Here is a 25,478-nt window from a genome sequence, read left to right as displayed (position 1 = left end):
ATCAATGGTAGAGCAGCTTGCTCGAAATATTTGAAATGAATTTTACACCAGATGAACTCCTCGAAGGCTCGATCGAAGACGTACGCAACCGTCTTAAGCAAATCGATGCTGACGCCGCTGATGACCTGATGGAGAACGTTGTCAGGATTGTCGTTGATCCACAACGTGCAGAAGTTGTTCGCGCAGAAGCAGCCATGACGCTGGGACGTTGCTCAACAGAGGAGTGTCGAAGTCGACTCAAGCAATTCCTCTGCAGCGAAGATCCGATTCTGCGTCGACTGGCGACCGCTGGCCTGGGCGAAGATCGTTCAGAATCCACGATTCTCTGGCTCATCGAGATGCTGGCTGACGACATTAACAAAGTCCGAAACGTTGCTGAGCGTTCGCTGCTGAAGCGTCTTTCTCATCTCGGAACAGCCGGCATCGACGCCCTTCTCGAAACGCTCGCTCATTCCGATCCACTCACTCGCTCTCCCGCAGCCAGGTTGCTTGGTCAATCCCAAAACGAACGCGCACTTGCTCCGCTGTTAGAAATGTTACAGTCTGAAGAATGGCTAGAACGAATGTGGGCTGCCAAAAGCCTCGGAGACTTAGGCAAAGCAGACGCAGTTGAGGCACTCACAGACCGCCTTCACAACGATGAGAAGAATCGCGTCCGAGCAGCTTCCTCGGAAGCTTTGGGATCGCTTCGACCAGAGAACATCCACGAGCTCCTCAAGCACGCAGCTGACAACGACGAAGACGAAGGCGTCCGCAAAACCGCCCACGAAGCACTGCTCGCCCTCAGCTTCGAAGCCGAAGATTCCGAAGTCGATCCTTTCGCAGACGATTGAGTCCCATCCTTCAAGCTCCCAACACAAAACGAACGAGAAAGGAGTGACGAGGTCGCTGCATTACCGTCACTAGAACAGTTTTGATAAAGATATAACAACGGGTGGCTGGGGACAGATTGCTAGAGAAAGGTGAAGTATTTAACAAGGATTAGCACCAGCAATCTGCCCCCAGAAAATTGAGACACCAACTCTCTGGGGGCAATCTGATTGCGTCTCTTTCAGGGTTCGAATATCAAAAAACGCAGATTGTCCCCAGCCACCCGTCGCCCTAAACGGTGATCATAGCTGGTCAAGACAGCCTTCACGTTGCGTCAGGCGAAAAGAGCCTGACCTGCTTCACTAAACCGATTGTGAAACTTCCTCATTCACCGGGAGCACCGACCGCAGGTGCGCGGATTTTCCAGTCCGCATAATCGTTAAAGTCGACAGCGAATTCTGCTCAAATATCGACTTGTGTTCTAGAATTGTCTCATGCCCTGCCGATCTCCCTATGACTTCCCGACTTATCGATACATCCAGTATGTCCGATAATCTCAAAATAAATGGTATAATCCGAGCGGTAAAAATATGAAATCTCCGTTGATGCCAGCCGCCGTATGCATCCTGTGGGTTGTTCTCTCCCCTCGCATTTCGGAAGCGCAAGTTGAATTCACTCTTGAAACCCTTAGGGTCAATCAATGGCCCGAAGTGAAGACAGCACGAGAAGACGTAGCCCATCAAGAAGTCTTTTGGGATTTTGTCGACTCAGTCGGACCTTCTCCAATTGGATTCAGCGACAGCGACCAGCCTATCGGGTCTCTGCTCGACGAGCCATTCCCTCGGTCGGCAAATCTTGGGAACTACGGCGGTCTTATCGTCCGCGGACAATCGCCATCGAGTGGCGGAGGCGCTGGAGCAAACGCAGGGCAACAAGCGCAGAATCCAATCGCCAGTCTTGTTTCGCTTCCTTATCAGAGCAACTGGGCTTTTGGCAACGGACCGGAGGAACGAACTCAGTACTTTGGCCTCCTTCAGCCAGTCCTTCCCCTCTCAATCAGTGAAGAGTTCACGTTGATCACCCGGCCGATCATCCCCTTTGTCAACTCGCCAGTTGGCGCCACTGAAAACGAAAACGGGTTGGGCGACATACAGTGGGAAAATATCCTTGTGCCAAAGCCCCCCGAAGGATCGCCCTGGATGTGGGGCGCGGGTGTGGACATCACTGCACCCACAGCGTCCGATCCAGCATTGGGACGTGGGCTCTGGGCGGTTGGTCCAGCTTTCGTTCTCGTCTATAGCCAGAGCCCGGTTGTGGGTGGGTTCCTCGTTACGCAAAGTTTCTCCGAAGGCGGCGTCTACAAACCTTTCTTCTTCCAGCCCTTTTTCAACTACAACTTCACTGAGGGAATCCTCAAAGAATGGTTCATCAATGTCAGCGGTGAATTTCAGGCCGACTGGGAGGCGCCGAGCGACAGCCGTTGGAACAATGTGCTTGGCGTGGGGCCAGGCAAGAATATGAAGATATTCGGGCAACCGACGCAGCTGAGAACTCGTTTCGGGAGGTATTTGGATTCTCCAACTGACGCGGATTGGCAGTTTCAGTTCCAAATCAATTTTCTATTCCCCAAATAGCAAACTCCAAGAGGCTTCGCGGACGAAGTAGACGAGAAATTGCAGCGGTTGCCCTACCGCCTGCAGTTGGATACCACAGGGTGGCCCAGCCGAACGGCGTTGGGTGCCGCAGGCACAAGATGTTTCACCCTCACCTTTGGTCTTTACATCGGATGTTCCAAAGGTATGTACGCTCATGGCACGAACATCTTGTTGCTTCGCAACCCAACCGACAAAGTCGACGGGTGGCTGGGGACAGATTGCTAGAGAAGGGTGAAGTCTTTAATAAAGATTAGCATCAGCATTCTGGCCCCAGAAAATTGAGAACCCAACTCTCTGGGGGCAATCTGCTTGCGCCTCTTTCTGGGTTCGAATATCAAAAAACGCAGATTGTCCCCAGCCACCCGCCCGGTTGCATCGTAGGTGTAGGATGCCCGAGTGCCGTTAGCGAGTTTTTTGACCGTTCGCCCCCCGCGAGCATCATAGGCAAACGAAGTCCGAGCAGCCTGAGCATTGACAAGCAAATTGAGACGATTCACGTCATCGTAGCTGTAGGTCACCCGTCCGCCATCCGGGTCGATCATGAGTGAGTGTCGTCAAGTTTAACCTGACTCACCTTGCTATTACCGCAGTTGCTAGGATGATTATCCGGCATTCTGGACGAATAGATAAACACGCTACGTGCGATACCGTAAATGATTATCACTGAAGTTCCCCACGGATAGTGGGCGCGGGTTTTGGGTTAGGTAGTTTGTTGGAATTGGACGGGGCTTTTATAGCCCAGGGACAGTAGGGTCCGCTGTGCGGACCGTTTATTCGCCGACGTCTTTGATGGATTTCATCGAAATCGGAGATTGCTCACCACATCCCCAATTCTTCGGATAAACGCCTTTGGCAACCCATTTGTGAAACGAGGAATGTGACCAGTGGCTCGGGCATTTCACGTAACCATGTTTGACTGGATTCCAATGGATGTAGTCGAAGTGAGCTTCATAGTCATTTTCGTCTTCAATGGTATGTTCCCAGAACTTCCGTTGCCAAACACCACGGCGTCGATTTCGTTTTTTTGAAACAGATGTGAATTGTTCTTGACCGCCATTCGCCAAGAACACTTTCGTGAACTCCTTCTTGATCCAGCCCCAACGTTTTGAATAGTCATCGTCACCGGGTGGCAATGTCCAGATCGCGTGTAAATGGTCCGGGAGGAGCACGATCGCATTGATTTCAAAAGGCCAGCGCGTCACTGCTTCACGAATGATGCTTCCAAGTTGAACAACGTGATCGTTGTTCGAGAAAATGGGAGCATTGAGTTCGGTTTTCACCGTGAAGAAGTACGTCCCGCCTGGAACATGTGAACGTCGATAATTGGGCATCTACGAATCATATCAACTCCAAAATGGTCCGCACAGCGGACCCTACTGGCCCTTCAAAATCCTTGCTCTTAACGTGTGTCATTCCTTAAAGATCAATTGTACCGCGTCAGCAATGACGTGGCCGTTTGTGCCTTTGTTGGAAATGGTGATCACTGCCTGCTCTTCGAAGTCGAACGTTCCCAGGGTGGTGAAAAGTTCATCGTGCTCGGCCGGTTTCTTTTGGTTGATAGTGACTGTCACGGGCTTCCCTGTTTCTCGAATGGTGACAGGGACGTTGCTGGCCCGGTTGGAACTGGCAGCGTAGCTGAGGCGGACTTCGTAGCGCCCCGGTTTGGGGAGGTCGACCTTGAATTGAACCTGCAGATTTCCTTTTCTTTCATTGTCGTCATGCAAGTAGCTGCTTCCGACAAATGCTCCAACAGAGGTGCTCGGCTTCCAGCCTTCAAGTTGGTCAAGGTCATCGGTATCGAGAACGATCCCTTTCAGTGTTTTCTTGCTCACACCGTTTCGGTGACCGCCACGAACAGGGCCGTCGTATTCCAGGACTTGACCATCTTTCTCGAGCTGTTTTCGGAGAGTCTCGTAATTGACGTCTTGAACACTCACATTGTTATCGATGGCCTGCGACGCGGCTGTAGCTGCCGATTGACCAAGAATCATGAAGACCGGCTCCATGCGAATTGATCCAAACGCGATATGCGAACTGCTAATACATACAGGCACCAGCAAGTTTTCGCACTGTTCTTCTTTGGGAACCAGTGACCCGTACGAAATTTGATACGGCGGGGTTCCGACGCCGATGTCGCCTTCATTTTGCACGAAGCCATCCGGTTTGACGTATCGCTGCACGTTGTGGGAATCCATCGTATAGGATCCCATTCCGACCGGTTCGGGAGTCGTTCGCTGATGCAGGCAGTCTTGCTCGGTCATCACATATTTGCCGATCATTCTGCGTGCTTCACGAACATAGATTTGATGAGGCCAGTTCCCGTTGTCCTGAAACTCATCTTTCGGCAATCCCCAGGTGGACATTTCCTTCCGAACTTCTTCAGGCACGCGCGGATCATTCGCAAGGAAGTACATCAGCCCTTTCTGGTAAGTTTCGTGCTCTGCGATGATCTCTTTTCGCCGCTCGTAGCTTCCATCCGGATAATCGTAGTTGAACCCGATGTTGTCGGTGCTGAAGGGGCCGTGATTGTTCGTGTCGGTCTTCTTGTTTGGAATGGGATCGAATTTCCGAAAGGTTTCACGCCAGCCTGATTCAAAGACTCGTACTAACAATTCGTACTGCATTTCGTCGTATCCATCCGGCTTGGCAAACGGGATGCGATTCGCCGGGTGATTCGTTAAACACATTCGAAAACAATATGCCTGCACTCGATGGTCCCCTGCTCCTTTGACTCCGGGATCTTCAGCACTGATTCTTGGGAGTAACCCGGAAGAGGGATCGCCTTTGACGACATATGGATCAATCGGTTTCTTGAACCAGTGACCATGATGGAGGACTCCGGTTTGAACGCCGTTCCATTTCTCGCCGTAGGTCTCCGTCGACTCCCGACCGACGTGATAATCGACATTCGCAGTCGCCAACAGGTCCCCCTCGTAGGTGGCATCGATAAACATCTTCCCGCGAAATGTTTTCCCGCTGAGCATCTTGATCGAAGTGATCCGGCCCTCTCTCAGCGTGACACCAGATTCACGATCGAGCCATTCGTCGCGGTGAACTGGGATTTCGTAATCCTTTATGAAATCCTCAAAGACAGCTTCTGCAATGTGCGGTTCAAAAATCCACATCGTCCGCTGCGTTCCGTCGATGGCAGCGGTTCCCTGCCCTTTGTTTCCGTACTCTTCTCGCTTCTGCCATTTCCAGGCATCGTTATTCTGATACTTCTTCCAGACACGATGATAGAACTCGCGCGACAAACCTCCGATGACCGCTTTGTTCCCAGTGTCGGTCCAGCCGAGTCCTCCGGACGAGAGACCACCCAGATGAATATCCGGGCAGACAATCACAACGCTCTTCCCCATCTTCTTCGCTTGAACGGCTGCGGTTACTCCAGCAGAAGTTCCACCATAAACAACGACATCAAAGTCGTTCGCTTGTAAGGAACAGGAGAAAAGCGAGAAGGCAAACAGCGAGAGCAATTTTGTAAGCATGAGCGGTGTCCGTGTCACAAGTCAGCAAATCTATTCTCAGGGAGGTCGATTTATCCCGAGAGCGAAGTTGTCTGATCTTACACAATTCGTCAGCCGCAAAACAGAATCGGAGAACCTCTCCCATGTAGGGGGCGCTGTCGCTCATTCTGAAGTTCGGCCAACCTTCGTGTGGTGAGTCATCACAAAGACGGCACGGTCAAGCAACGTCACTCCTCGTTTTGACTTTCAACGATTGTGGGCGCGGAACTGCTGCATTGCGTGAATGAACACGGGTTAAACACAAATTGTCAGGCAGAAGTTTGGGTCTTGAAAGAGTTCTGAAAGCAATTTGCTCTACTGTGTGCCCGTGATGAACGCGTTTGATCAATAAGATTGCTATTCGCCACGGGGCAGAACCTGCAAACCAATTCGAAAGATGCTCTAAACGGGCCATTCGTGGCCACAGGCGTTGCAACTGAAGCCGACGATTGTGCCAGTCCCGGCGATTTTGGCTCCGTTGCGTCCGTATTGGCTGTCCTCCAACTCGACAGGCTCGACTGTGACCCGTGAGCAACAGGGGCAACTTTGATTTTCTTTACGGAGACGAGCACGCTGTTCGATTCCGCTTGAACGAAAGCTTCTTGATTTCGAAGCGTATTCTTTGAAAGAAAAGATCTGTGGTTCTTCGATGAGATCGGGACCGGCGAAGAGAGAGAGTTGACTCATCCTTGAGTCCTTTCAACTTGGAGAATTGAAGGGGTGTTGTGTACTGACTCAAAACACTGTGTTGCGAAACGTTTAAGAGTGTTGCGAAAAGTTTAGTCGGGGTTTGAAAACTGAATTCGCGTTGATTGAGTCAGCAGTTGATGCATCCAATGCGTCTACGGCAGAATTTACCTATGGATTCTCGCGATATCAACAGTTCATTTTCAGGCCAGCCCGCGTTGAAGAGCAGACCCCACAATATGTTGTGGGGTCTGCTCCGAAGGCTACATGATTATGTTGAAAAATAGCTCTTGTAAAAGTGTCAAAAACTGCCGAAAACGACCTCGCCGTCAGCAACAGTCTGCTGAACGTGCAGCTTCGCGTTCGCCAAATCATGTTCAAACAGCACAAAATCCGCAGGCTTTCCGACTTCGAGTTTTGCACACTCAACGTGTGAAATTCTGGCAGGATTGATGGTCGCCATATCCCAGGCGTCGGCGAGCGAACAGCCGGTCATCTCGATCATCGTGGCAATGCAAACATCAGTCTGAACACCTGAGCCTGCCAGGAATTGACTTTGTCCTGCGATGACGACTTTTCCGCTTTCCAGAACTTCAAATTTTGCTCCGTGGTAGTCATGTACTCCCGGGTCACAGCCTGCCAGTCCAGAGGCGTCACACGTCAGAACAATCCCTTCTTTCCCCTTCGCGAAGTAGAACGAACGGACGACACTTGCAGGGAGATGATGTCCATCGGAAATGATGCTCGCTGTTAACTTCGGTTCGCCAAGTTGATCCCAGATGTAGTTGGGATGTCTGCGAAGTGTTCCGTGAGCGCCATTTCCGAGATGCGTACTGAGAGTAGCTCCGGCTGCGACGGCAGCTTCGATTTGTTCCGTATTCGCAGCGGTATGTCCGATGGAGATTGCGATTCCGTTGTTGACGCAATTCGAGATGAACTGAGGAGCCCCCGGAGACTCAGGAGCGAGTGTCAGCAAGCGGATTCGATTTCCCGAAGCTGCCTGCAATCGCTGAACTTCATCCCAGTCACATGCTCGGACCTGGTCAAGAGGATGGGCTCCTCGTGGACCATCTTCAGTCGCGATGTATGGGCCTTCGAGATGGCAGCCGAGAACCATTCGATTCGCCCAGGTTTCCCTTTCGCAAGCTTTCCGGATTACGGCAAATCCGTTTTCGAGAGCTTCATAGGAGTTTGTAATCAAAGTCGGGAACAGATGCGTGATTCCGTACTGGTAATGTGCCCGGAGGGCTTCCAGACACTTCTCGACCGTCAATTTTTCATCACTAAACCATGTCCCGCCATATCCGTTGATTTGTAGATCGAACAGGCCGGGAGCAATGATTGGGAGTGTTTCTGTACTCTCGATCTCTTTAATTTCTGCAATTTTTCCATCTTCAACGAAAATCTCAACTGGGTGTTGGCTACGGAAGTCTCTCGCTTGAACTCGCATGAAATTGAAACTCTGCTAAAAATTAACAAACGGATGTGTTCAACTTATCGTATTGAAAACGTCCGTCGGCGCACACGCTACCAGTCTGATTTTGCCGGTGAGTATTTATTCGAGTTTGCAAAACCGGACCGACTCCATCCGCACGGCTGCCTGAATCCTCCTGACTTCGATTGTGACATGTTCAAACTCCACAAAATCAGATTCCACAGTCGCCGCGGATTTACTGCCATCGAATTTATCACAGTGATTTCGATCATCTTTTTGCTCATCGCGCTTCTGCTCCCGGCGATTCGAAAGGCTCGCGATTCTGCTAGGTCAGTCCATTGCAAGAACAACATTAAGCAAATTGCGTTGGCGCTACACAACTACCACGATGCTCAAGCAACTTTTCCCCCCGGATACATTTCGATCATGGGAATTCAGGGGACAACGTTGCAGAATGAATGGGGTTGGGGAGCATTTCTCCTGCCGTACATTGAACAAACATCACTCTTCTTGCAAATGGACTTCGAGACGTCCGTGAATATCACCCTGCGCAATCCCAGTGACTCTGGATCTGCTGGAATCGCTTTCACGACTCCAAACGCGTCGCTCGCCGCAACACACATCTACTCCTATTCATGCCCCGTTGACAATATCCATTTCGAGTCAAAAGAGTACGAATCGCTTGTAAAATCGAGGGCATATGCTTATTCAAGCTACTCTGCAATTACAGGCGTGGACTGGATGGACATGCCGTGTGCAACTGTCGTCGCCAGTCTCAGAAACGAAGATGTGGCGCTCACCGAAAAGCCGTGTTTGCCAGCTGATGGGGTCTTTTACCTTAATAGCCGAGTCCGCTTCAAAGACATTCGAGACGGCGGTTCTCAGACATTGCTAATCGGTGAGGCCTCTCTTCGGATGCCAAGTAAATCGTCCATTATCAGCCCTCCGTTTCAGTTTCAGAAACATCAAGTGCAAGACTGGCGATTGAACTGGGCTGGCGTCTCCGCACCTCTCAATCAGGAACAAGTGCTGACTGCAACCATTGAAGGGATCAACCAAAAAACGACCAAAGGAGTCTCCAGTGGTCTGCAAAGTTCGCATACCGGCGGCGCCCATGTCGCTCTGGCAGATGGATCGGTGCAATTCCTCTCAGAAAAAATCGATTCAAGTACGGACGCCCCATATGGAGTGCTCCAGCACCTCTCAACAATTCAAAGCAATGATCTCGTCGATAAATTCTAGAGCATCTTTCGAATTGGTTTGCAGGTTCTGCCTCGTGGCGAACGCATTTCTCCAGTAAAATTTCCTTCGCTGCAAGATTGCACGCGATTTCCAATTCGAAAAACGCAAAAACAGATTCTTAAATTTAACTGTGTCCGTGAAGAACGATCCCGTTGGGGTCGATGCTGCGTTTCACGAGAGAGTCAGCGGGCTGCTATTTCTGGAATTTCTGAAGAGCTGACTAGAAAACTTGATTATTGGCCTCTCATCGACTGAGGTAACCGATCATCATAGAGACTTGCTGGGAAGCCCCAGACGCATCAACCAACTCTTTGGTCAGGCTATCTACTCCATTTTCAGGAGTTTGTGGTTTCGAAGACTTGCGGGTTTTCTGCGTCGGTGGAGAGTGCTTTTCATGTGGCAAATCATGCATATCCACGAGGTTGAGTGTTTAGGTCGTTTTCAAAAAAACTCTCCAAGCAGTCTCAAAACCTATGGATTTGCGACCTTTCTCTGTATCAAAGCAGTGAACAGCAAGTTTTGAGACCAGTTCTAAAATTTCAAGACTCGGAATCGTTTCCCCTTGAGTTTTTGAAGTTCGAGACATTGAATGCTCAGCAGAAATTGAGGATGATAAGAGAGTTCATTATGGAGACTTCCGAAACAGAATTGGTGATCAGTTCTAGTGTTTCGATTCCTTTGGCTGAAATTCACTTTGAATTCGTCAGAAGTTCGGGGCCAGGTGGTCAAAATGTGAACAAGGTCAATTCACAAGCACAGCTTCATTGGAATCTCGAAGAGTCAACCGCACTCTCCGGGCCAGTCAAAGAACGGTTGCGGCTGCGAGAAGCAAATCGAATCAATAAGCTAGGGATCATCCGGATTGATTGCCAAGCCTCACGAGACCGTGAGAAAAATCGTCAGGAATGTTTGAACCGCTTGAAAGAAATGATCGTTCGGGCCATGGAAGTGCCCAAGGCGAGGAAGAAAACGCGAACTCCTCGTTGGGTCAAAGAAAAACGCTTACGTAACAAAAAAGAAAAATCGAAGTTGAAACGATTGCGTCGTCCACCTTCGTTGAATGATTAGTCCATATGGCAGAATCTCGCGAAACATTGGGTCATTCGGAAAACAACAAGGTTGCCGTGCACCCCCGAGAGCAGGTGATTTTCTACCGGAGTGTCGCGCACTACAGTCCGCTGGGCCGCTGCTGGCATCTTGAGGTTCATGGCTCAATCTTCGCCCCCACACGTCGGCATATCCGCAAGCATGTGCTGCTGCATCTCTTTAAGCGAGTGGTCAAGCCTGAGAAAGGCAAGCAGACACACAAACGGTTCAAAGACCGAGCATACCTTTTCCTAAACGTGAACAAACGAAACAAGTCCGTTCCGATTGCGATTGCAGAGAAGGCTTTTGAGCTTCCTCGCTCGTCGCCGGATGGCCAGTTTCACACAACTCTGACTGTGCCGGAATTGGAACTGGAGCCGTCAATTCAGGTCGATGAATTCGGTCGCAGATTTGTCGAGTTTGCTGCTCACCTTCCGGAAGAGGATGAGCGATTGTTCACCGGAGAAATTGAGCTAATTCCGCCGGAAGGGATCTCAATCGTTTCTGATATCGACGATACGATCAAGATTACGAACATCGCTGACCGTAGAGAACTTCTGGCGAACACATTTAGTCGTGAGTTCCAGGCTGTCCCGATGATGGCGAAGATCTACCAGAGTTGGGCCCGCGCCGGTGCCAGTATTCACTACGTCTCTTCCAGCCCCTGGCCGCTCTATCAACCGATGCTCGCGTGGCTCGACAAAGATGAATTTCCACTTGGAAGTGTTCATTTGCGCAACATGAAGTTGAGCGAACTTCGTAAAGACTGGAAACGCCAAATCGCATACGAGTCGAAGCGAAAAACGATTCAAACCTTGATGCGGACCTATCCGTGCAGGCGATTTATCCTGTGTGGGGATTCCGGAGAACGTGACGCCGAACTCTATTCAGAAATTGCTTCCCAGTTTGGCCCTCAGGTTCAACATGTAGCAATTCGGTATATCGAGAAGGGGCATCACAAATATTCACGCGATGTCATTCGTCGCATTCTCTCCAATATCCCGGAAGAGAAACAGACTGTCTTCGACTCTCCCGAGGAGATTCCGACACTGGTTCCGAATGCGATTTCCAGTTGATCGATTCATCTTGCAACTTTGACGTCATCCAGCTCATTTCTTCTGCTGATACGGAATGAATGGTGCAACCCAGATAAAAGGTTTCCCAGCTTCATCGAGCATGATTTTGCTGGTCAACCGAGCTTGTCGCACGACCGACTCCATCACTAGAGACCATGCAGTCTGTTTGGTGGGATACGAGACGTTGACCGTGGCAACATCGATTTCCTTTTGCTGACAAAGTCGAAAGTCGATCAGAATGGGCGTTTTCGTTTGTGATGCAATCGCCTCAAGTACCCGTTGCAGAGAAGCCTCTTCAAAACCGGTTTTCACAAACTCATAAAGCTTCGGAACAATTTGATTTCGAGGGACAGACTGATCGGTCTCCCAACCGACCGGCCAGGCATCCTTCACAGACTCCAATGATTCGATACTCAGTTGGATTGACGCATCGGGCATTCGCTGAGGCCGAAATCCAAACCCGTGTTCTCGCAGCATGACCGCCAAAGCGGTCCCGGCAGAGATTCCTTTGAGCTCCTGCGAGAGTGTCGCTGACTCGACCTTGAAGAATTTCTCTCGGGCATCTGGATGGACGATTAAAGGGTATCTCTTATCGATGGGAAGCGCGTCCAGAATGTCTTTCAGCTGTTCACCATTGACTTCTGTCGGAACTGGAGTACTGAGAGCACTGACGACTGCCTCAAACTGCTCCTGATTCAATCCCCAGAATTTCTTACCATCTGGAGCACCTTGAGCTCCGAAAACCTTGAGTTGATCCAGCCACGCTTCGATCGCAGCGGCATCGCTCATCTGGAATGATTTTCCGGGGAAGTTCAAATTTCCCTTTCGATCAAGTTCGCCAATCACCTTCAGAACCCGAAACGTTCCACGTTTCGTCTCTTTGATTTCCGGCTTATCACTTGGCAAGGGCTGACGTATCTGGACCGACTCACCCATTTTCTCAAACACTCGGCCCCATTGTTGTGCTTGCAAAGGGCTGCCCGTGATCTGGGGAAGCATGATTTCTATGGTCAGAATCGTTTTGTCTGCAGGGTTTTGTGCAGAAGCTGATCGTTGTGACAGAACGACAAGCGTCACGACAGCAACGATGAAAGACGCGAATGAATGATGGCGTCGCATAGAACTGTTCCCGAAGAGAGATATGAATCATCTCTATCCTACGGAGACACGCCAGTTCCTCACAAGAGCTCTTTTGCTGACTCGAAGCTTTGCGATGTAAGCACTCCTTGCAATTGACGAGCTTTGCAACTCAATAAGACTCTCCGGACTCTGGAGGGAGTTCTTCTTGTGTCGCTTCGAGCTGTGAGATTTTTTCGTACACTTCCTCGGGAGTCAGTTTCTCGCTGACAAAATATTCTCCGTTCATCCAACGATAGAGATCGACATTTTTGCAGTTAGGACTGCAAAACGGAAAGATCGTGGAATTCCCATCAATTTCTATGGGGAGCTCTTTATCACAAATCGGGCAAGGAAGTCGGTGAATCATGTGTGACCTGAAGATCGTCTCTGAGAGTCATGAGAACCAGTCCGAAAACCTCTGGAACAACCGCTTTCCACAACGTTTGAGAGAGCAATTTCAAGTTTCGGGATCAGTTCTGAAATATGTATTTCAGTGGGAATCAAAATGAGGAATTCTTACGAAGTCAATTTTTCACACACCTACGAAAGTGTACGCCGCTCTATCGCAGCGACAACGAAACGAGCAGATCATGGAGTCATGTAATCTGTTGCCAACAGACTCGACAAGCATTGAAGATGCTCTAAAACTCAGCGTTATTCGGTGTCCGTGGGAACGGGATGACGTCGCGAATGTTTTGCATTCCGGTCAGGAGCAGGATCATGCGTTCGAGCCCCAGTCCGAAACCGGCATGCGGCACACTTCCGTAACGGCGTAAATCAAGATACCACCAATACTCTTCAGGATCGAGCCCACACTCTTGAAAGCGTGCTTCGAGAACATCCAGACGATGCTCCCGTTGGCTGCCTCCGATAATTTCACCAACACCGGGGACGAGCACGTCCATCGCGCGAACCGTTTTGCCATCCTCATTGCAGTACATGTAAAATGGTTTAATGCTGCGAGGGTAATCAAAGACAATGATGGGCTGTTTGAAGTGTTCTTCGGTGAGCCATTTCTCATGCTCAGCCTGCAAGTTTGCCCCCCAGGAAACGGGGTACTCCCATTCCTTTCCGCTATTCAAAATCAGATCAACCGCTTCTGTGTAAGAGATCCGTTTGAACTCATGCTCCAGAATGTTGTTCATCGTCTCCAGGACAGTCTTGTCGATGCGGTCATTGAAGAACTGCATGTCCTCAGCACATTCATCCAGGCATCGCCTGACGATCGTTTTGATGAAGTCCTCTGCAAGCTGCATGTTTCCATCGAGGTCACAGAAAGGAACTTCCGGCTCAACCATCCAGAATTCAGCCAGGTGCCGAGTCGTGTGAGAATTTTCTGCCCGGAAGGTAGGACCGAAAGTATAAATAGGGCCGACTGCGGTTGCGTAAATTTCACCTTCAAGTTGACCAGAGACAGTCAACGACGCATGCTTCCCGAAGAAGTCCTGTGTGTAATCGACCGGCTTACCATCCGTCGAAGGAGGCAATGTCGTCACAGTGAACATTTCTCCTGCGCCCTCGCAGTCGCTTGTCGTAATGATCGGTGTTTGCACATTGAGAAAACCACGCTCCTGAAAGAAGTCGTGAATGGCGCGGCAAACACAATTACGCACACGTGCAATGGCGCCGAAGGTATTTGTTCTCGGCCTGAGGTGTGCGATTTCTCGTAAAAACTCGAAGCTGTGCCGTTTCTTTTGTAGTGGATACGACTCGGGGTCTGCGGTGCCGAGAACTTCGAGCGTCTTCGCCTGCATCTCAACACGCTGTTTGGCGCCGGGAGACTCTTTCAACTCCCCGGTCACGCGAACACTTGCTCCCGTGGTGACATCTTTGATGGACGCTTCGTAATTAGGAACATCGGCATCGACGATGATCTGCAAGTTTGACATGCAGGACCCGTCGTTGAGTTCGATGAAGGAGAACCCACCTTTGGAATCACGCCTTGATCGGACCCACCCGGAGATATCGACTTGCGTTCCGGGGGCGACTTCGTACAACAAGCTGGCAACACGTGGGTTGACGGCGGTCATCAATTTGCTCCTTCGAATTTCCTACCATTTGCACACTCAAAGCGTACAGCTCAGCGATTTCTTCCGGCAGGGTTTACTCTTCATCCTTGCCTGTTTTGCCCCGAAAATACAGCCGGATCGGGACTTCCTTGAACGGAAGTTTTTCCCGCATGTACCCCATTAAAAACCGTTTCCAGTTCTTGTCAAACAACTTGGGTTCGTTGCACTTCATAACAATGGTCGGCGGCTCTGTGGCAACTTGCGTTGTATAGAAAATTTTACCGCGGCGATTGTTCTTATATCGCGGTGGATTCGCTTTGTACGCTTCTGCGACGACCTTGTTCAATCGCCCGGTTGAGATCCGCACGCGGGACTGTTTGTAAATTGTCTGCGACAGGTTGATAAGTTGCTTGATGTTCCTGCTGTCCTTAGCAGTGATGAACGCAACCGGGACATGCCGAAGCATCGAAAATGTGCTGAAAAGATATTCAGCCCACTTCTCGCTGGTCATGTCTTCTTCGAGACCAAGATCCCATTTATTAACGACAAAGATACAAGGCTTGGCGGACTCGACGATTTTATCCACCAGTTGCTTGTCGACGCGAGAAATCTTCTGGCTTGCATCGAAGAAGACCATCACAACATTCGCACGACGAATACTTTTCTGGGCGCGGACAAGACCATAGAACTCAATGTCGTTCGCAAGGCTTTTCTTTTTTCGAACGCCCGGAGTATCAATCGCGACAAATGACTTGCCGTCAAGTTCGAAGCGAATGTCGACACTGTCTCGAGTGGTGCCAGCGATTTCGCTGACGATCATACGATCGGTTTCTGCCAGGGCATTGATAAATGTACTTTTCCCGACGTTTCGGCGTCCCACAATCGCCAGTTTCAATTCGGGAGACTCTGAATCTTTGTCACCATGAGTCGATTCATCTTCGTCTGCTTCAGGAAGCATTTCGACGGTCAAGTCAAGAAGTTCAGTCCGGTGACGGTTTCCTTTCACGCTGGTCTGAATCATCTCGCAATTGATCAGTCGCTGAAACTGGAACATGTCCGGGTCGAGTTTAGGCGAATCGCACTTGTTGACAACCAGCAGCTTGGGAACCTCAATCTTGCGAAGTCGGTTGGCAACTGATTTATCGAGTGGAGTAATTCCCTGTTGGCCATCGACCACGAATAAAATCAGATCAGCTTCTGCAAGTGCGAAGTCGATTTGATGCTCAATATCTTCGCTGAGATCGTCTGAATCAACAATTCCGATCCCGCCTGTATCGACGAGTTCGAAGTATCGATCCTTGTATTGCATCAGATATTCAACACGATCCCGGGTCACGCCGGCGGTGGGGTCCACGACAGAGACGAACTTACCCGCCTGCCAGTTCATGATTGAACTCTTGCCCACATTCGGGCGACCAACAATTGCAACTTTCGGGATAGCCATGAGATTGATCGGGTGAGTGAGGCGTTTCTGCAGGGATCACTTCAAATCCGGAACAATACCGCGAAACCGCTGCCATTGCTCAGGTGAAGATCACTCATTCAGGGTTAGAGCATTTTCAATATTTGCCGTGCCCATGAAGATCACTTTCATGACTTCATCGGCTGCTCGCCACGAGGCAGAACGTAAAGGCCAATCTTGAATTGACTCTAGTGAGTGCAATGTCCCTTCTCCACATTTTTGGAGCAGACTACAGGAATCGTAAGCATCGAGCGGTTTTAAAGAAAGCGCCGCCGTGACCGCATGTGAAAAATGAGCAGATGTTGTAGTTTCACAACCGAAAATCGCTGATATGAGACGACATCTACCGATGAAAGGGCCTGATCCAGGCAGAATCAGGCCCACTCTTCGTTTCAGGAGCGAATTTCAGGGGTGAATTACGGAATCAGTTTGAGAACAGTTCCCGGTTTCAAACTCCTCGGATCACGAGTTACTTCTGGGTTAGCCCGCCTCAATTGTTCCACGGCGCGAACTGTGCCGAAGTATTGGACTGCGATTCGCTCCAATGAATCTCCCGGCTGCACGACATAGGTTCGAACCTGCCTTTGCTGTATTTGATGAGTCAATTCATCAGTTTTTCGCTCGGAGAGGAACGGAGTTCGTCCCGGGTTGCGAAATTTCGGGAGATTCTCCGGAAGAACTTCTGCGGAGTTTTCGTCCTTGAACACCTCCTCTTTTTCATTATCAACCAGAACTTCAGAAGGTGAAGATGCTGGAGGAGAATCAGTTCCTGGAATACGTAACTCCTGACCAAGACGGAGATCATCAGGGCTGTTCAACTGATCTTTGTTCGCCTCATAAATATCGAGGTAGCGACTGTAACTCCCGAAGGTTTTCATCGAAATTCCCGAAAGCGTATCTCCCGGTTGGACACGATATGTTCGGGCTCCAACATGAGCTTTCGGCTCCGGCTTGCGAGCAGGTGTTGGAACGATTTCCCTGGTTGTGGGTGGTACAGGTTTTTCCGCTGGAAGGATCTCCGCGATTCCCGCATCGGGAGAAATGACGACCGCCTGTGCGTTTTGAGTTCTGCTTGTTTCGATTGCGATCGTGTCACTTTTACGGACGGGCGGCAAAACATTTTTCTTCTGGGAAGGTTGATTCAGCTGCGCCAACGATTTCCGGCTCTCTCGTTGAAGCTCATCCTCTCGCAGCGTGCGGATTTGGACAAAGTCAGCATGTTGATGCTCTTCTTGCTGGGAGTGCAAGTCGCTTCGTGCCGGTGACTGAACAAAACCACCACGCGGAAAGCAGAACGCGATCGCAAACCCAATTACGAGCATTCCTAACGCGAGTCCAAGTTTTGCATCACTTCGCATATCGTGTTGCTTTACCAGTGACAGCCTAAATCAGTGACAGTTATTGCAGCCACACCTCAAATACTCTCGTGCTTTCTGTGTCTGTGTCAGGATGGTTCTATCAGGAAAATCATTGAGCTTCACGAGGCAGATCGCCTGTACGGTTCCCCAAAACAGACTCATTTGATGAATAGGATGTACGCGTTCCGCCTAATGGATCTGTTCGATATGACAGATGAAAAGCCCTCTCCACGTTCACAAGAAACAGTAAAGCGTTCTAGCCATCGTCCTCTGCAGACCAGGTGATTCTCATCGTGCACGCGGAGCCTGTTCTATCTATGAGATCGGCAGCGAGAGCGACTCGGCTCAAGGAACTGGAGAGACTTGAGACCGATTCTGCTATTTGACCAAAGATTGTAACAATTACTCCGGTCTTACATGCGCATTCGTGCTTTCTCTCGAAAGCCAAATGCACGCGAACCCATAAACGTAGATCAAATGTTACGATTATGTCTTACAGATTTTTGCTGGCTGACTCATTGCGAGACTGTTTTCGAAAATCGTATTCACAATCGGCCTGTTAAAGTACGGGTTCTGATTGAAGACAGATGATCTGGTCTTTGAACGAGCAATTTCGCTGGCTTTGCGATATCCTTTTGTCGACAGACAAAACCATTTTTGCCCGATGCCAATTCAGGCGACCGTCGGGCAAACTGCTTAGAAGTTTCTGAGAGCATTTGAAGAGGTCACGAACGAGTCTTCCATGAATAACGAATCTGCTCCATCTGTGAAGTCCAGTCCGATGAATCAGGTGGATCTCGATTGGCAGTTCATGGCGGAATCGATCACGCTCCGCATTCGCTGGTTTGGCTTGATCGTTGGATATTTGCTCGTCAATGTCCTGTCGCCAAACGAGAGTCGACCCTACCTGAACGGAATTCTGAGCCTCGGGGCAGCCTACGCACTTTTCGACCTGACATGGCACAGGAAAGGGAAGGTCTTTCTCAGTCGCGTCCCCATCTTCATTTCCCTGATGGAAGCGGTCTTCATTGGCCTACTCTGCTACTTCGATGATGGAACTGATAGTGCTTTTCGCTTCTACTACTTTCTTTCCTTGCTCATCTGCGCACTGACCTATTCTCCCTCGGTGACGTATTCGACATTTGCGTTGCATGCTGTCAGCTATTCAACCCTGGCGTATATGTCTGAAATCGCATCACGTCCCGAATACAAGTCGCTGGTTCTGATGCTCATATTCATGGGGTGGGTCACGTGGGCCGGAACTTCCATCGCGATTCTTTTGCGCCGGACCGGTCGACGTTTAACGAACCTCAACCTCGAGTTGGAAGATCGCATTGCTCGTCGTACTGGCGAGTTGCAGCAATCGCAGGCAATGCTCATTCAACAGGAAAAGCTGGCAGCCTTCGGACTCCTCGCTGCGGGAATTGCTCACGAAGTCGGAAACCCACTCACCGCAATCAGTTCGCTGGTTCAAATGATGAACCGGAAAAAACATGATGAAAAGACGCATGAGCGACTTGGTCTGATTGATGAACAACTCGGCAGAATCCAGAGAACACTTCGCGAACTCATCGAGTTTTCACGCCCCGGAACAAAGGTGTCGCAGAAGACTGACGTTCACGAGGTCGTGCGAAATGCACTCGATATCGCCAAGTACTACAAACGCAAGAAGGGGAAAACCATAAAAACGGAATTCCCCGAGAACCTTCCCACGATCACTGCCATCCGGGATCAGGTGCTGCAAGTCTTTCTCAACCTGATCCTGAATGGACTGGATGCGACTGAGGAAGGGGGGACGATCGAAATTATCACGCGTGCAGAAAACGGAAAGGTTGAAATCGACTTTTGCGACAATGGTCACGGCATCGACACCGAAAGCCAACACCGGATTTTCGAACCTTACTACACAACCAAAAACAGCGGAACCGGGCTGGGATTGTTTGTGTGTCGAAACATCGTCCGCTCCAGCAAAGGTGAGCTTTCACTTGTGCGATCTTCACGCAAGTTCGGAACGGTCTTCCGGGTGACGTTACCCGCCGACGAATAGAGCAGTTTGCTCTATCGTGTGCCCGTGAAGGACGCATTTCGCAAGTAAAAATGCTGTTCGCCACGAGGCAGATCCTGCACACCAGTTCGAAAGACGTTCTAACCGCGATTGAGCTGTCGCTTTAAGCAACTTCGAGAACGACCGAACTTGCTTGGCCGATCATTGTGAAGTTGACGCTCGCAAACAGCTTGTTCTCGGTTGCCCTCGCCTGACCAGCTACAACCTCGATCCCTAGTGATTCATCCGGTGATGAACAGTTCAGGGTTCCAGGAATCTTCCCTTCGCGGAGGGCCAGGATAGAACCTGCAATCTCCAGAAATCCGCTTCCAGCTCCGGAGTTCCCAAGTTGTCCTTTGAGGGAGGTAATCGGAACGTTGGCATCTTTCAGCAATGTTCGATAAGCCTTGGCTTCTTCCGTATCGCCGATGCTTGTTCCTAATCCGTGAGCGTTGATATGCCCCAAGTCGGCAACGGAAAGACCGGCACGATTGAGAGACGCAGAAATTGTATTGACGACGGCCTGAGCCTGGTCGGTCGTTCCATCTGCTCGGGCGACACATGACGATGCTCCGCTGTGCAATCTTGCATAAATCGTCGCTCCGCGAGCCTTGGCATGCTCTTCTTCTTCAAGAAGCAAGCTTCCTGAGCTTTCAGCGACGACTTGCCCACTTCGATTTTTATCAAAGGGTTTACAGCTCGCAGAGATATCTTCCGCATCGTAACCAAGTTCGTCCCAGAGTCGTGAATGCAATGTGCGCATCGTGTGCAATCGTGTTCCGGTTCCACCCACGACCATCATTTCGGCAGTTCCTCGTTCAATGATGTTGAGAGCTTCTGTCATCGCAACACCAGGAGACGCTTCGTCCAAAGTGATGGAGTTATTCGGACCGCGTGCATCGATGAAAATTCCGATGTGGCACGCAGGCATGTTCGGCAGGTACTTCAGCATCCAGAGAGGTTCCATCGCCTTGAGGCCGTCCGCTCCCCAGCGATTCGAATCAAATTCCCCGCTCTGCTCGTCGACGCAACTCAGGCACGCTTCCGCGAGTGTGACAGGCGGATAGAACATCAGGTTGGCGCCAAAGTCGACTCCGAGTCGCGAGTGATCAATCGCTTCGAGATCGAGCCCAGAGTCTTCGAGTGCCAATAACGCTGCTGCGGCGCCCATCTGGACTTCGCGGCACATGACCTTGATGCTTTTCTTTTGATCTTTGCTTTTGAAATACAGTTTCTTCAGAGACTTCTCATCGAAGTCTTTCACTTCGCCGCCAACGCCATGAAATGCCACATGCCGTGAGGGAGATTCAACTTCGGTGATTCCAGAACGCCCCGCAAGCAGGGCCTCTCCGAAGTCTGCACGATTATTTCCAATCGGGGAAATCATCCCGATGCCAGTCACGACCACACGTCGATTTCGATTAGTTGAACTCATTACAGAATGTGATCTCAAAAAAGATGCCAAACCCCACCATCATAGTCAACGACATCATCGGGACCATGAAACAAATAGACTCAGATTGATGTGTGACCAATCCATCTCAAAATCGACGAAAACATGTCACTTCAGAATCATCGACAGATTATTCAAGCGCATCAACAGAAACGTCCCGCCATCGAATTGCTGGCCTGAAGATTCTACTCCAACCAGCAAAATCGACACAACCACTACAATCTAAACCGAGACCTCAAAGCCTGTCATCGACAAGAGTGTTACTTACCGCCACCTTCACGCAGGCGCGGGTCTGTTGCCTCTTGCAGACCTTCTCCGATGAGATTGTACGCAAGCACGGTAAAGAAAATCGATAGTCCCGGAAAAAGAATCAACCACCAGTTCTGGTAGTTTGATTGTCCCAGACGTAAAAGCTTACCCCAACTAGGGTTGGGTGGAGGCGCCCCGAATCCGAGATAACTGAGCCCAGATTCAATCAAGATCGCCGCAGCGATCCCAAACGTGATCGGGACCAAGACAGGAGCAAGGGCATTTGGAAGCAGATATTTGTACATAATTCGGGAGTTCGGAACCCCCAGAACTCTGGCAGCTGCGACGTATTCCATCTGCTTGAGCTTCAAGAACTCTGCGCGGGTTAGCCTCGCGATCCCGGTCCAGCCGGTCATTCCGATGACTGCCATCATCTGCCAGATATTCGGACTTTCGATGACCGCAATGAGGGCCAGAATCAGAACAAGTGCCGGAATACACATCACGACTTCAATAATTCGGCTGATGATCGTATCGACCCAGCCGCCGAAAAATCCGGCAAGTGCTCCCAGGGTAATCCCAATCGCTGAGGCGATGCCCATCGAGACAAATCCGACCAGTAACGCGGTTCGTGTCCCATGGACCATCTGAGCAAAGACATCGACGCCACGCGTGTCAGTTCCAAAGAAATTGAGCGACGACGGCTCGCCAGCTTGCGGATTTGCGGGGCGACCAGGCCATTCGTCTTCTTCGACCTGCCGAGTCGGATCGTTAAAATTGAGTGGCCAAATGGCCCAGCTTTCAGGGTCTTTTTCTTTGAGCGTGTTGGGATAACGCATCTGAAAATGATCTTTGGTAAAGACAGCTTCCCAACTCGGGCTGAAGTACCCCATCGCAGGGAAATAGATATTCCCTTTGTACTTCGCGATGATCGGCTTCGTTCCGACGATCGCAGGAGAGAAAAATGCAACCAGTGCGAGAAAGAGCACAAAAGCGAGTGCAGTCATTGCCAACTTGCGTTGACGAAACTGCCCCCAGGCTTCCTTCCAGAAGCCCGGAGATTTCTTCAATTTTGCAATTTCAATAGTGATATCAGGTTTAGAATTCATGACTGGCTGTCCAATCGAATTCTTGGATCGACGATCGCATAAAGTACATCTGCCAGCAGCTGAGCTGCCAATGTGAGAACTGCAAACATGAGGGTCAACCCCATCACGGTCGGGTAATCACGGTCGTTAATCGATAAGAAGAACTGCCGACCAATCCCGGGCCAAGTGAAAATCTGCTCGATAATCACAGAACCACTCAAAAGTGAGGGAAGTGTCAGCCCCAAGAGAGTGACTAATGGAATCAGTGTGTTTCGAAATGCGTGGTGCCACAAAACCTTCACGTTTCCCAGCCCTTTTGAGCGGGCCGTACGGATGTAGTCTTGCCGAAGCACTTCCTGAAGGTTTGCTCGAACGAATCGGGAGTAGTAGGCGAGACTGCCGTATGTGTAGACCGTCACAGGCAGAAAAGCGTGCCAAGCTAAGTCTTTGACTTTTTCGAACGTTGAAAGTGATTCGTAATTATCGCTCACCATTCCAAACAACGGAAAGATCTCATACTCGACAGACAGGTACAGCTGGAGAAAGAGAGCCGCAACAAAACTGGGGAATGAGTACAACATATATAAAACTGTACTGATCACCCTTTCGTCGGTTTGTCCATTTCGGGCTGCTGAATAAATTCCGATCGGAATCGACAGGATAAATGTGAGCAACAGGGAAGGAACGGAGAGCAGTAAGGTCGGCCCGATCCGCTCTCCGATCATGTCTGCGACCGGTTTTTTATGGGAGAACGAGCGACCAAGATCACCCTGCAGGACGTTGCCGACCCACAGGACGTACGCTTCCGGCCACGGCTTATCTAAACCGTATGCCGCAGCGAGTTCCTGAAGCCGCTGCTCAGACATTTGCTTGGTCGGATCTTGCTCTGCCATATCCACAGTAAGTGGAGTCCCAGGCATACTGCGAATGAGGCCATAAATCACAAACGTGATTAATAAAAGCGTAAAGGCTCCAATCGCGATCCGTCTCACGATGTAACTTAACATGTCACAGTTTCCACATTCTCGAATCAATCCATTTCATCTTGAAAAGCACGTTGCGTTATTGCTCCGTGTAGATGGAATCAAATCCGGGGCTGTAACTGTAGGGACCGCGTGGACTGAATTTGTACCCGCGCAGATCCTTGCTGAATCCATAGAATGCTGACCGATAGTACAACCATGTGTACGGCTGCGCTTCCCAAAGGATGTCATCGATCTTCCGGTAATACGTTGCCCGCTTGTCGCGTTCCAATTCAAATTTTGCTTTGGCGAATAACTCGTCAACCTCTTTGTTGGAGTACCTGACGTAGTTTCGTTGCTCACCTGTTTTCCAGAGATTTTCCGTCGAGTATGGATCTGCTCCAGTTCCCCACCCGGCGAACTGAGCCTGAAACTTTCCTTCGCGAGCCCTCTCCTGCATGACAGTGAATTCTGTTGGCTGCACGCTGCAAGAAACGCCAATTCGACCGAGGCTTTCTTTGAGCGAGGTACAGATGTCGATTCTCAACTGTTGTGTCGAGCACATGATTGAGAACTCGAATTTGATTTTTTTGCCGTTGATTTCCTTCTCGCGAATTCCGTCACCGTCGTTGTCGATCCAGCCTGCTTCATCGAGAAGTTGCCCCGCTTTTGCAAGATCTTGCTTGTATGGGGTTCGCTGTTTGGTCGGCCCCGCCCAGGAATCTTTGTGATACTCACTCGTCGACTGAGGATACAGGCCGTAGCAGAGGGTGTTGAGAATGTAGTCATAATCAACGGAATACGACATCGCTTTTCGAACTCGTTCATCCTTGAAGAAGGGTGTCTGCATATTCCAGCCAAGATAATAATAAACCCACTGCTCGCCGCGGGCTTTCGTATTCAAATTGTAGAAATCATCATCTGTGGTCTGGTCAATCCATTGCTCAGGCTGAAGCTCCATCTCTTCGATCTTGCCACCTTTGAGTGCCAACAGAGCGGTGTTGGAGTCTTCGATGATCCTGAAGCGAATCGTTTTGAAATGAGGCTTGCTACGTACCTGTTTGCCTTTGTGCATGTACCAGTCTTCGCGCCGTTCAAGAACGATTTCACGTCCCTTAAGACGTTTCACCATTTTGTAGGGTCCGCCGCAAACCGGGTTCTCTTCATATTTCTGGTGATACTCTGAATCCGCCAGCGTCGGGTCTTCATCGATCGATTTTTCGTAAATGTGTTTTGGGACCACAGGGAAGTTAAGATTCCAGACATTGGTCGCCAGCGGGTCTTTGTGGAAATAGACCAGCGTATGGTCGTCGTAAGCTTCGACCCAGCGAATTGTTTCCATCCCTGTCCGCACGGCAGGAACCGGAATCTTTGGGTTCATGATCATCTTGAAAGAGAACTCGACGTCATGAGCTGTGATCGGAGTCCCATCTGACCAGACGAGGTCATCACGAATGACAACTTTGTCATACAATTTATCCTCGCTCGTTTGCCACGAGACAACGACTTCACTTGGTGCAAAGGGATCCATGACCTTGTCGATGCCAAACAGTCCAAAGCCGGTCAGGCCTGTCACCCAGAACTCGTAAGTAGAACTGCCCATCACAGGGTTTGAGGACTTGATGTCGGCAGGAAGCAATCGATTGATTTCAGCATCGTAGTCGATGACGCTATCGGACTTTGGTAACCGTCCCATGGCGCTAAGGATCTTCTCATTCGTCTCGTTCGAAACATTTTTGAGTTTCAGCGCTTCCTCAACTGTTGCTAAAGGTTTTTCCTTCGCCTGCTCCTCAAGCGTTTTCTCCATCGCACTGTAGACCGGACGGTCTTCCCACTTCACCTTCGCTTCCAACTCTTCCAGTTTTGGCGCATCGAAGGGTTCAAGCAGAACTTCTCCTTCCTTGGATTCCCCACCTCCTCCTGTTCCAGGATAGTCGGGTTTCGAGGGGCACCCCGAACACAGAATCACTAATGAAAAGAAAAGTGTCAAAAAGAGAGAGGAACTCGATACGCGGGTCCGCATTGGGAAGGCATCCTTTGCAACTGGTCTTCAATCCGTTTCCGCTGTTGAATTCATCGCCGAATCCAAAAACAGCAGGCTATTCCGAGGTCAGTATGATGGATATTGGCAAACAGGGCGAGTTGCGACAAGAGCGAAAGGGGTTTCAGGCAAAATGAGCCATGAAATTCTTGAGCACGCTCAATGCTTTTCGTCCTCTGTCCGGGACTGAAGAAGC

General features: G+C 50.1%; 20 protein-coding genes. 6 read left to right on the top strand and 14 right to left on the bottom strand.

The window, feature by feature from the left end:
- The first annotated feature begins 35 nt into the window (after positions 1–35).
- Both ACN0YR_RS04200 and ACN0YR_RS04195 read left to right on the top strand, forming a co-directional pair.
- Positions 36–833 carry a HEAT repeat domain-containing protein gene (locus tag ACN0YR_RS04200; protein WP_417847938.1) on the top strand — a complete coding sequence of 266 codons (798 nt, stop codon included), beginning with the start codon at positions 36–38 and terminating at the stop codon, positions 831–833.
- A 567-nt stretch (positions 834–1,400) separates the two neighbouring features.
- The gene (locus tag ACN0YR_RS04195) at positions 1,401–2,444 is read left to right on the top strand and encodes a hypothetical protein (RefSeq protein ID WP_417847937.1); all 1,044 of its coding nucleotides are present in this window, start codon (positions 1,401–1,403) and stop codon (positions 2,442–2,444) included.
- 242 nt (positions 2,445–2,686) lie between these two features.
- Here ACN0YR_RS04195 and ACN0YR_RS04190 read toward each other — a convergent pair whose 3' ends face one another.
- The 5 genes from ACN0YR_RS04190 to ACN0YR_RS04170 form a co-directional block, all read right to left on the bottom strand.
- Complete coding sequence (locus tag ACN0YR_RS04190; RefSeq protein WP_417847936.1) at positions 2,687–3,007, bottom strand: hypothetical protein; 321 nt, start codon at positions 3,005–3,007, stop codon at positions 2,687–2,689.
- Between the two features lie 228 nt (positions 3,008–3,235).
- A complete protein-coding gene (locus ACN0YR_RS04185) occupies positions 3,236–3,796 on the bottom strand; it encodes an REP-associated tyrosine transposase (RefSeq protein ID WP_417847935.1) in 561 nt (186 codons plus the stop codon).
- A gap of 78 nt (positions 3,797–3,874) precedes the next feature.
- Complete coding sequence (locus ACN0YR_RS04180; protein ID WP_417847934.1) at positions 3,875–5,953, bottom strand: FAD-dependent oxidoreductase; 2,079 nt, start codon at positions 5,951–5,953, stop codon at positions 3,875–3,877.
- A 420-nt stretch (positions 5,954–6,373) separates the two neighbouring features.
- Positions 6,374–6,658 (bottom strand): hypothetical protein, encoded by a 285-nt coding sequence (locus ACN0YR_RS04175; RefSeq protein ID WP_417847933.1) that lies wholly within the window; start codon positions 6,656–6,658, stop codon positions 6,374–6,376.
- 301 nt (positions 6,659–6,959) lie between these two features.
- Positions 6,960–8,108: an N-acetylglucosamine-6-phosphate deacetylase gene (locus ACN0YR_RS04170; RefSeq protein ID WP_417847932.1), complete on the bottom strand. Its 1,149-nt coding sequence runs from the start codon at positions 8,106–8,108 to the stop codon at positions 6,960–6,962.
- A 33-nt stretch (positions 8,109–8,141) separates the two neighbouring features.
- Here ACN0YR_RS04170 and ACN0YR_RS04165 point away from each other — a divergent pair, with 33 nt between their 5' ends.
- The 3 genes from ACN0YR_RS04165 (at position 8,142) to ACN0YR_RS04155 (ending at position 11,497) form a co-directional block, all read left to right on the top strand.
- Positions 8,142–9,335 carry a DUF1559 domain-containing protein gene (locus ACN0YR_RS04165; RefSeq protein ID WP_417847931.1) on the top strand — a complete coding sequence of 398 codons (1,194 nt, stop codon included), beginning with the start codon at positions 8,142–8,144 and terminating at the stop codon, positions 9,333–9,335.
- A gap of 627 nt (positions 9,336–9,962) precedes the next feature.
- A complete protein-coding gene (arfB, locus tag ACN0YR_RS04160) occupies positions 9,963–10,403 on the top strand; it encodes an alternative ribosome rescue aminoacyl-tRNA hydrolase ArfB (RefSeq protein ID WP_417847930.1) in 441 nt (146 codons plus the stop codon).
- A gap of 5 nt (positions 10,404–10,408) precedes the next feature.
- Positions 10,409–11,497 (top strand): phosphatidate phosphatase App1 family protein, encoded by a 1,089-nt coding sequence (locus ACN0YR_RS04155; protein ID WP_417847929.1) that lies wholly within the window; start codon positions 10,409–10,411, stop codon positions 11,495–11,497.
- A gap of 33 nt (positions 11,498–11,530) precedes the next feature.
- On the opposite strand, the gene ACN0YR_RS04150 is transcribed toward ACN0YR_RS04155, so the two are convergent.
- The 5 genes from ACN0YR_RS04150 to ACN0YR_RS04130 form a co-directional block, all read right to left on the bottom strand.
- Positions 11,531–12,616 carry a hypothetical protein gene (locus ACN0YR_RS04150; RefSeq protein ID WP_417847928.1) on the bottom strand — a complete coding sequence of 362 codons (1,086 nt, stop codon included), beginning with the start codon at positions 12,614–12,616 and terminating at the stop codon, positions 11,531–11,533.
- Positions 12,617–12,746: 130 nt separating this feature from the next.
- The gene (yacG, locus tag ACN0YR_RS04145) at positions 12,747–12,983 is read right to left on the bottom strand and encodes a DNA gyrase inhibitor YacG (protein WP_417847927.1); all 237 of its coding nucleotides are present in this window, start codon (positions 12,981–12,983) and stop codon (positions 12,747–12,749) included.
- A gap of 274 nt (positions 12,984–13,257) precedes the next feature.
- Positions 13,258–14,646 carry an asparagine--tRNA ligase gene (asnS, locus tag ACN0YR_RS04140; RefSeq protein ID WP_417847926.1) on the bottom strand — a complete coding sequence of 463 codons (1,389 nt, stop codon included), beginning with the start codon at positions 14,644–14,646 and terminating at the stop codon, positions 13,258–13,260.
- Positions 14,647–14,719: 73 nt separating this feature from the next.
- Positions 14,720–16,069 (bottom strand): ribosome biogenesis GTPase Der, encoded by a 1,350-nt coding sequence (gene der / locus ACN0YR_RS04135; RefSeq protein ID WP_417847925.1) that lies wholly within the window; start codon positions 16,067–16,069, stop codon positions 14,720–14,722.
- Positions 16,070–16,503: 434 nt separating this feature from the next.
- Entirely contained in the window at positions 16,504–17,445 is a 942-nt protein-coding gene (locus ACN0YR_RS04130; protein WP_417847924.1) for a LysM peptidoglycan-binding domain-containing protein, read from the bottom strand.
- Between the two features lie 742 nt (positions 17,446–18,187).
- On the opposite strand from ACN0YR_RS04130, the gene ACN0YR_RS04125 reads away from it, so the two are divergent.
- A complete protein-coding gene (locus tag ACN0YR_RS04125; RefSeq protein ID WP_417847923.1) occupies positions 18,188–19,492 on the top strand; it encodes a sensor histidine kinase in 1,305 nt (434 codons plus the stop codon).
- 121 nt (positions 19,493–19,613) lie between these two features.
- Here ACN0YR_RS04125 and ACN0YR_RS04120 read toward each other — a convergent pair whose 3' ends face one another.
- The 4 genes from ACN0YR_RS04120 to ACN0YR_RS04105 form a co-directional block, all read right to left on the bottom strand.
- Positions 19,614–20,924 (bottom strand): beta-ketoacyl-[acyl-carrier-protein] synthase family protein, encoded by a 1,311-nt coding sequence (locus ACN0YR_RS04120; protein WP_417847922.1) that lies wholly within the window; start codon positions 20,922–20,924, stop codon positions 19,614–19,616.
- Between the two features lie 278 nt (positions 20,925–21,202).
- Entirely contained in the window at positions 21,203–22,300 is a 1,098-nt protein-coding gene (locus ACN0YR_RS04115; RefSeq protein ID WP_417847921.1) for an ABC transporter permease, read from the bottom strand.
- Positions 22,297–23,286: an ABC transporter permease gene (locus ACN0YR_RS04110; RefSeq protein ID WP_145202025.1), complete on the bottom strand. Its 990-nt coding sequence runs from the start codon at positions 23,284–23,286 to the stop codon at positions 22,297–22,299. The genes ACN0YR_RS04115 and ACN0YR_RS04110 overlap by 4 nt, the downstream gene beginning before the upstream one ends.
- Positions 23,287–23,341: 55 nt before the next feature.
- Positions 23,342–25,264, bottom strand: coding sequence for an ABC transporter substrate-binding protein (locus ACN0YR_RS04105; RefSeq protein WP_417847920.1), 1,923 nt, complete (start codon positions 25,262–25,264; stop codon positions 23,342–23,344).
- Positions 25,265–25,478: the final 214 nt, after the last annotated feature.

Source organism: Thalassoglobus sp., assembly GCF_048270125.1.
Lineage (GTDB): Bacteria > Planctomycetota > Planctomycetia > Planctomycetales > Planctomycetaceae > Thalassoglobus.
The sequence above is the reverse complement of the archived record's forward strand: the minus strand, read 5'-3'. Positions and strand labels throughout refer to the sequence as shown.

Excerpts from the sequence above, each read along its gene's own strand:
- ACN0YR_RS04115 (WP_417847921.1), bottom strand. The coding sequence starts at position 22,300 with ATGAATTCTAAACCTGATATCACTATTGAAATTGCAAAATTGAAGAAA.
- ACN0YR_RS04150 (WP_417847928.1), bottom strand. The coding sequence starts at position 12,616 with ATGCGACGCCATCATTCATTCGCGTCTTTCATCGTTGCTGTCGTGACG.
- ACN0YR_RS04165 (WP_417847931.1), top strand. The coding sequence starts at position 8,142 with ATGTGTTCAACTTATCGTATTGAAAACGTCCGTCGGCGCACACGCTAC.
- ACN0YR_RS04110 (WP_145202025.1), bottom strand. The coding sequence starts at position 23,286 with ATGTTAAGTTACATCGTGAGACGGATCGCGATTGGAGCCTTTACGCTT.
- ACN0YR_RS04120 (WP_417847922.1), bottom strand. The coding sequence starts at position 20,924 with ATGAGTTCAACTAATCGAAATCGACGTGTGGTCGTGACTGGCATCGGG.
- ACN0YR_RS04200 (WP_417847938.1), top strand. The coding sequence starts at position 36 with ATGAATTTTACACCAGATGAACTCCTCGAAGGCTCGATCGAAGACGTA.
- ACN0YR_RS04125 (WP_417847923.1), top strand. The coding sequence starts at position 18,188 with ATGAATAACGAATCTGCTCCATCTGTGAAGTCCAGTCCGATGAATCAG.
- ACN0YR_RS04185 (WP_417847935.1), bottom strand. The coding sequence starts at position 3,796 with ATGCCCAATTATCGACGTTCACATGTTCCAGGCGGGACGTACTTCTTC.
- arfB (WP_417847930.1), top strand. The coding sequence starts at position 9,963 with ATGGAGACTTCCGAAACAGAATTGGTGATCAGTTCTAGTGTTTCGATT.
- asnS (WP_417847926.1), bottom strand. The coding sequence starts at position 14,646 with ATGACCGCCGTCAACCCACGTGTTGCCAGCTTGTTGTACGAAGTCGCC.
- der (WP_417847925.1), bottom strand. The coding sequence starts at position 16,069 with ATGGCTATCCCGAAAGTTGCAATTGTTGGTCGCCCGAATGTGGGCAAG.
- ACN0YR_RS04190 (WP_417847936.1), bottom strand. The coding sequence starts at position 3,007 with ATGATCGACCCGGATGGCGGACGGGTGACCTACAGCTACGATGACGTG.
- yacG (WP_417847927.1), bottom strand. The coding sequence starts at position 12,983 with ATGATTCACCGACTTCCTTGCCCGATTTGTGATAAAGAGCTCCCCATA.
- ACN0YR_RS04155 (WP_417847929.1), top strand. The coding sequence starts at position 10,409 with ATGGCAGAATCTCGCGAAACATTGGGTCATTCGGAAAACAACAAGGTT.
- ACN0YR_RS04170 (WP_417847932.1), bottom strand. The coding sequence starts at position 8,108 with ATGCGAGTTCAAGCGAGAGACTTCCGTAGCCAACACCCAGTTGAGATT.
- ACN0YR_RS04195 (WP_417847937.1), top strand. The coding sequence starts at position 1,401 with ATGAAATCTCCGTTGATGCCAGCCGCCGTATGCATCCTGTGGGTTGTT.
- ACN0YR_RS04105 (WP_417847920.1), bottom strand. The coding sequence starts at position 25,264 with ATGCGGACCCGCGTATCGAGTTCCTCTCTCTTTTTGACACTTTTCTTT.
- ACN0YR_RS04130 (WP_417847924.1), bottom strand. The coding sequence starts at position 17,445 with ATGCGAAGTGATGCAAAACTTGGACTCGCGTTAGGAATGCTCGTAATT.
- ACN0YR_RS04175 (WP_417847933.1), bottom strand. The coding sequence starts at position 6,658 with ATGAGTCAACTCTCTCTCTTCGCCGGTCCCGATCTCATCGAAGAACCA.
- ACN0YR_RS04180 (WP_417847934.1), bottom strand. The coding sequence starts at position 5,953 with ATGCTTACAAAATTGCTCTCGCTGTTTGCCTTCTCGCTTTTCTCCTGT.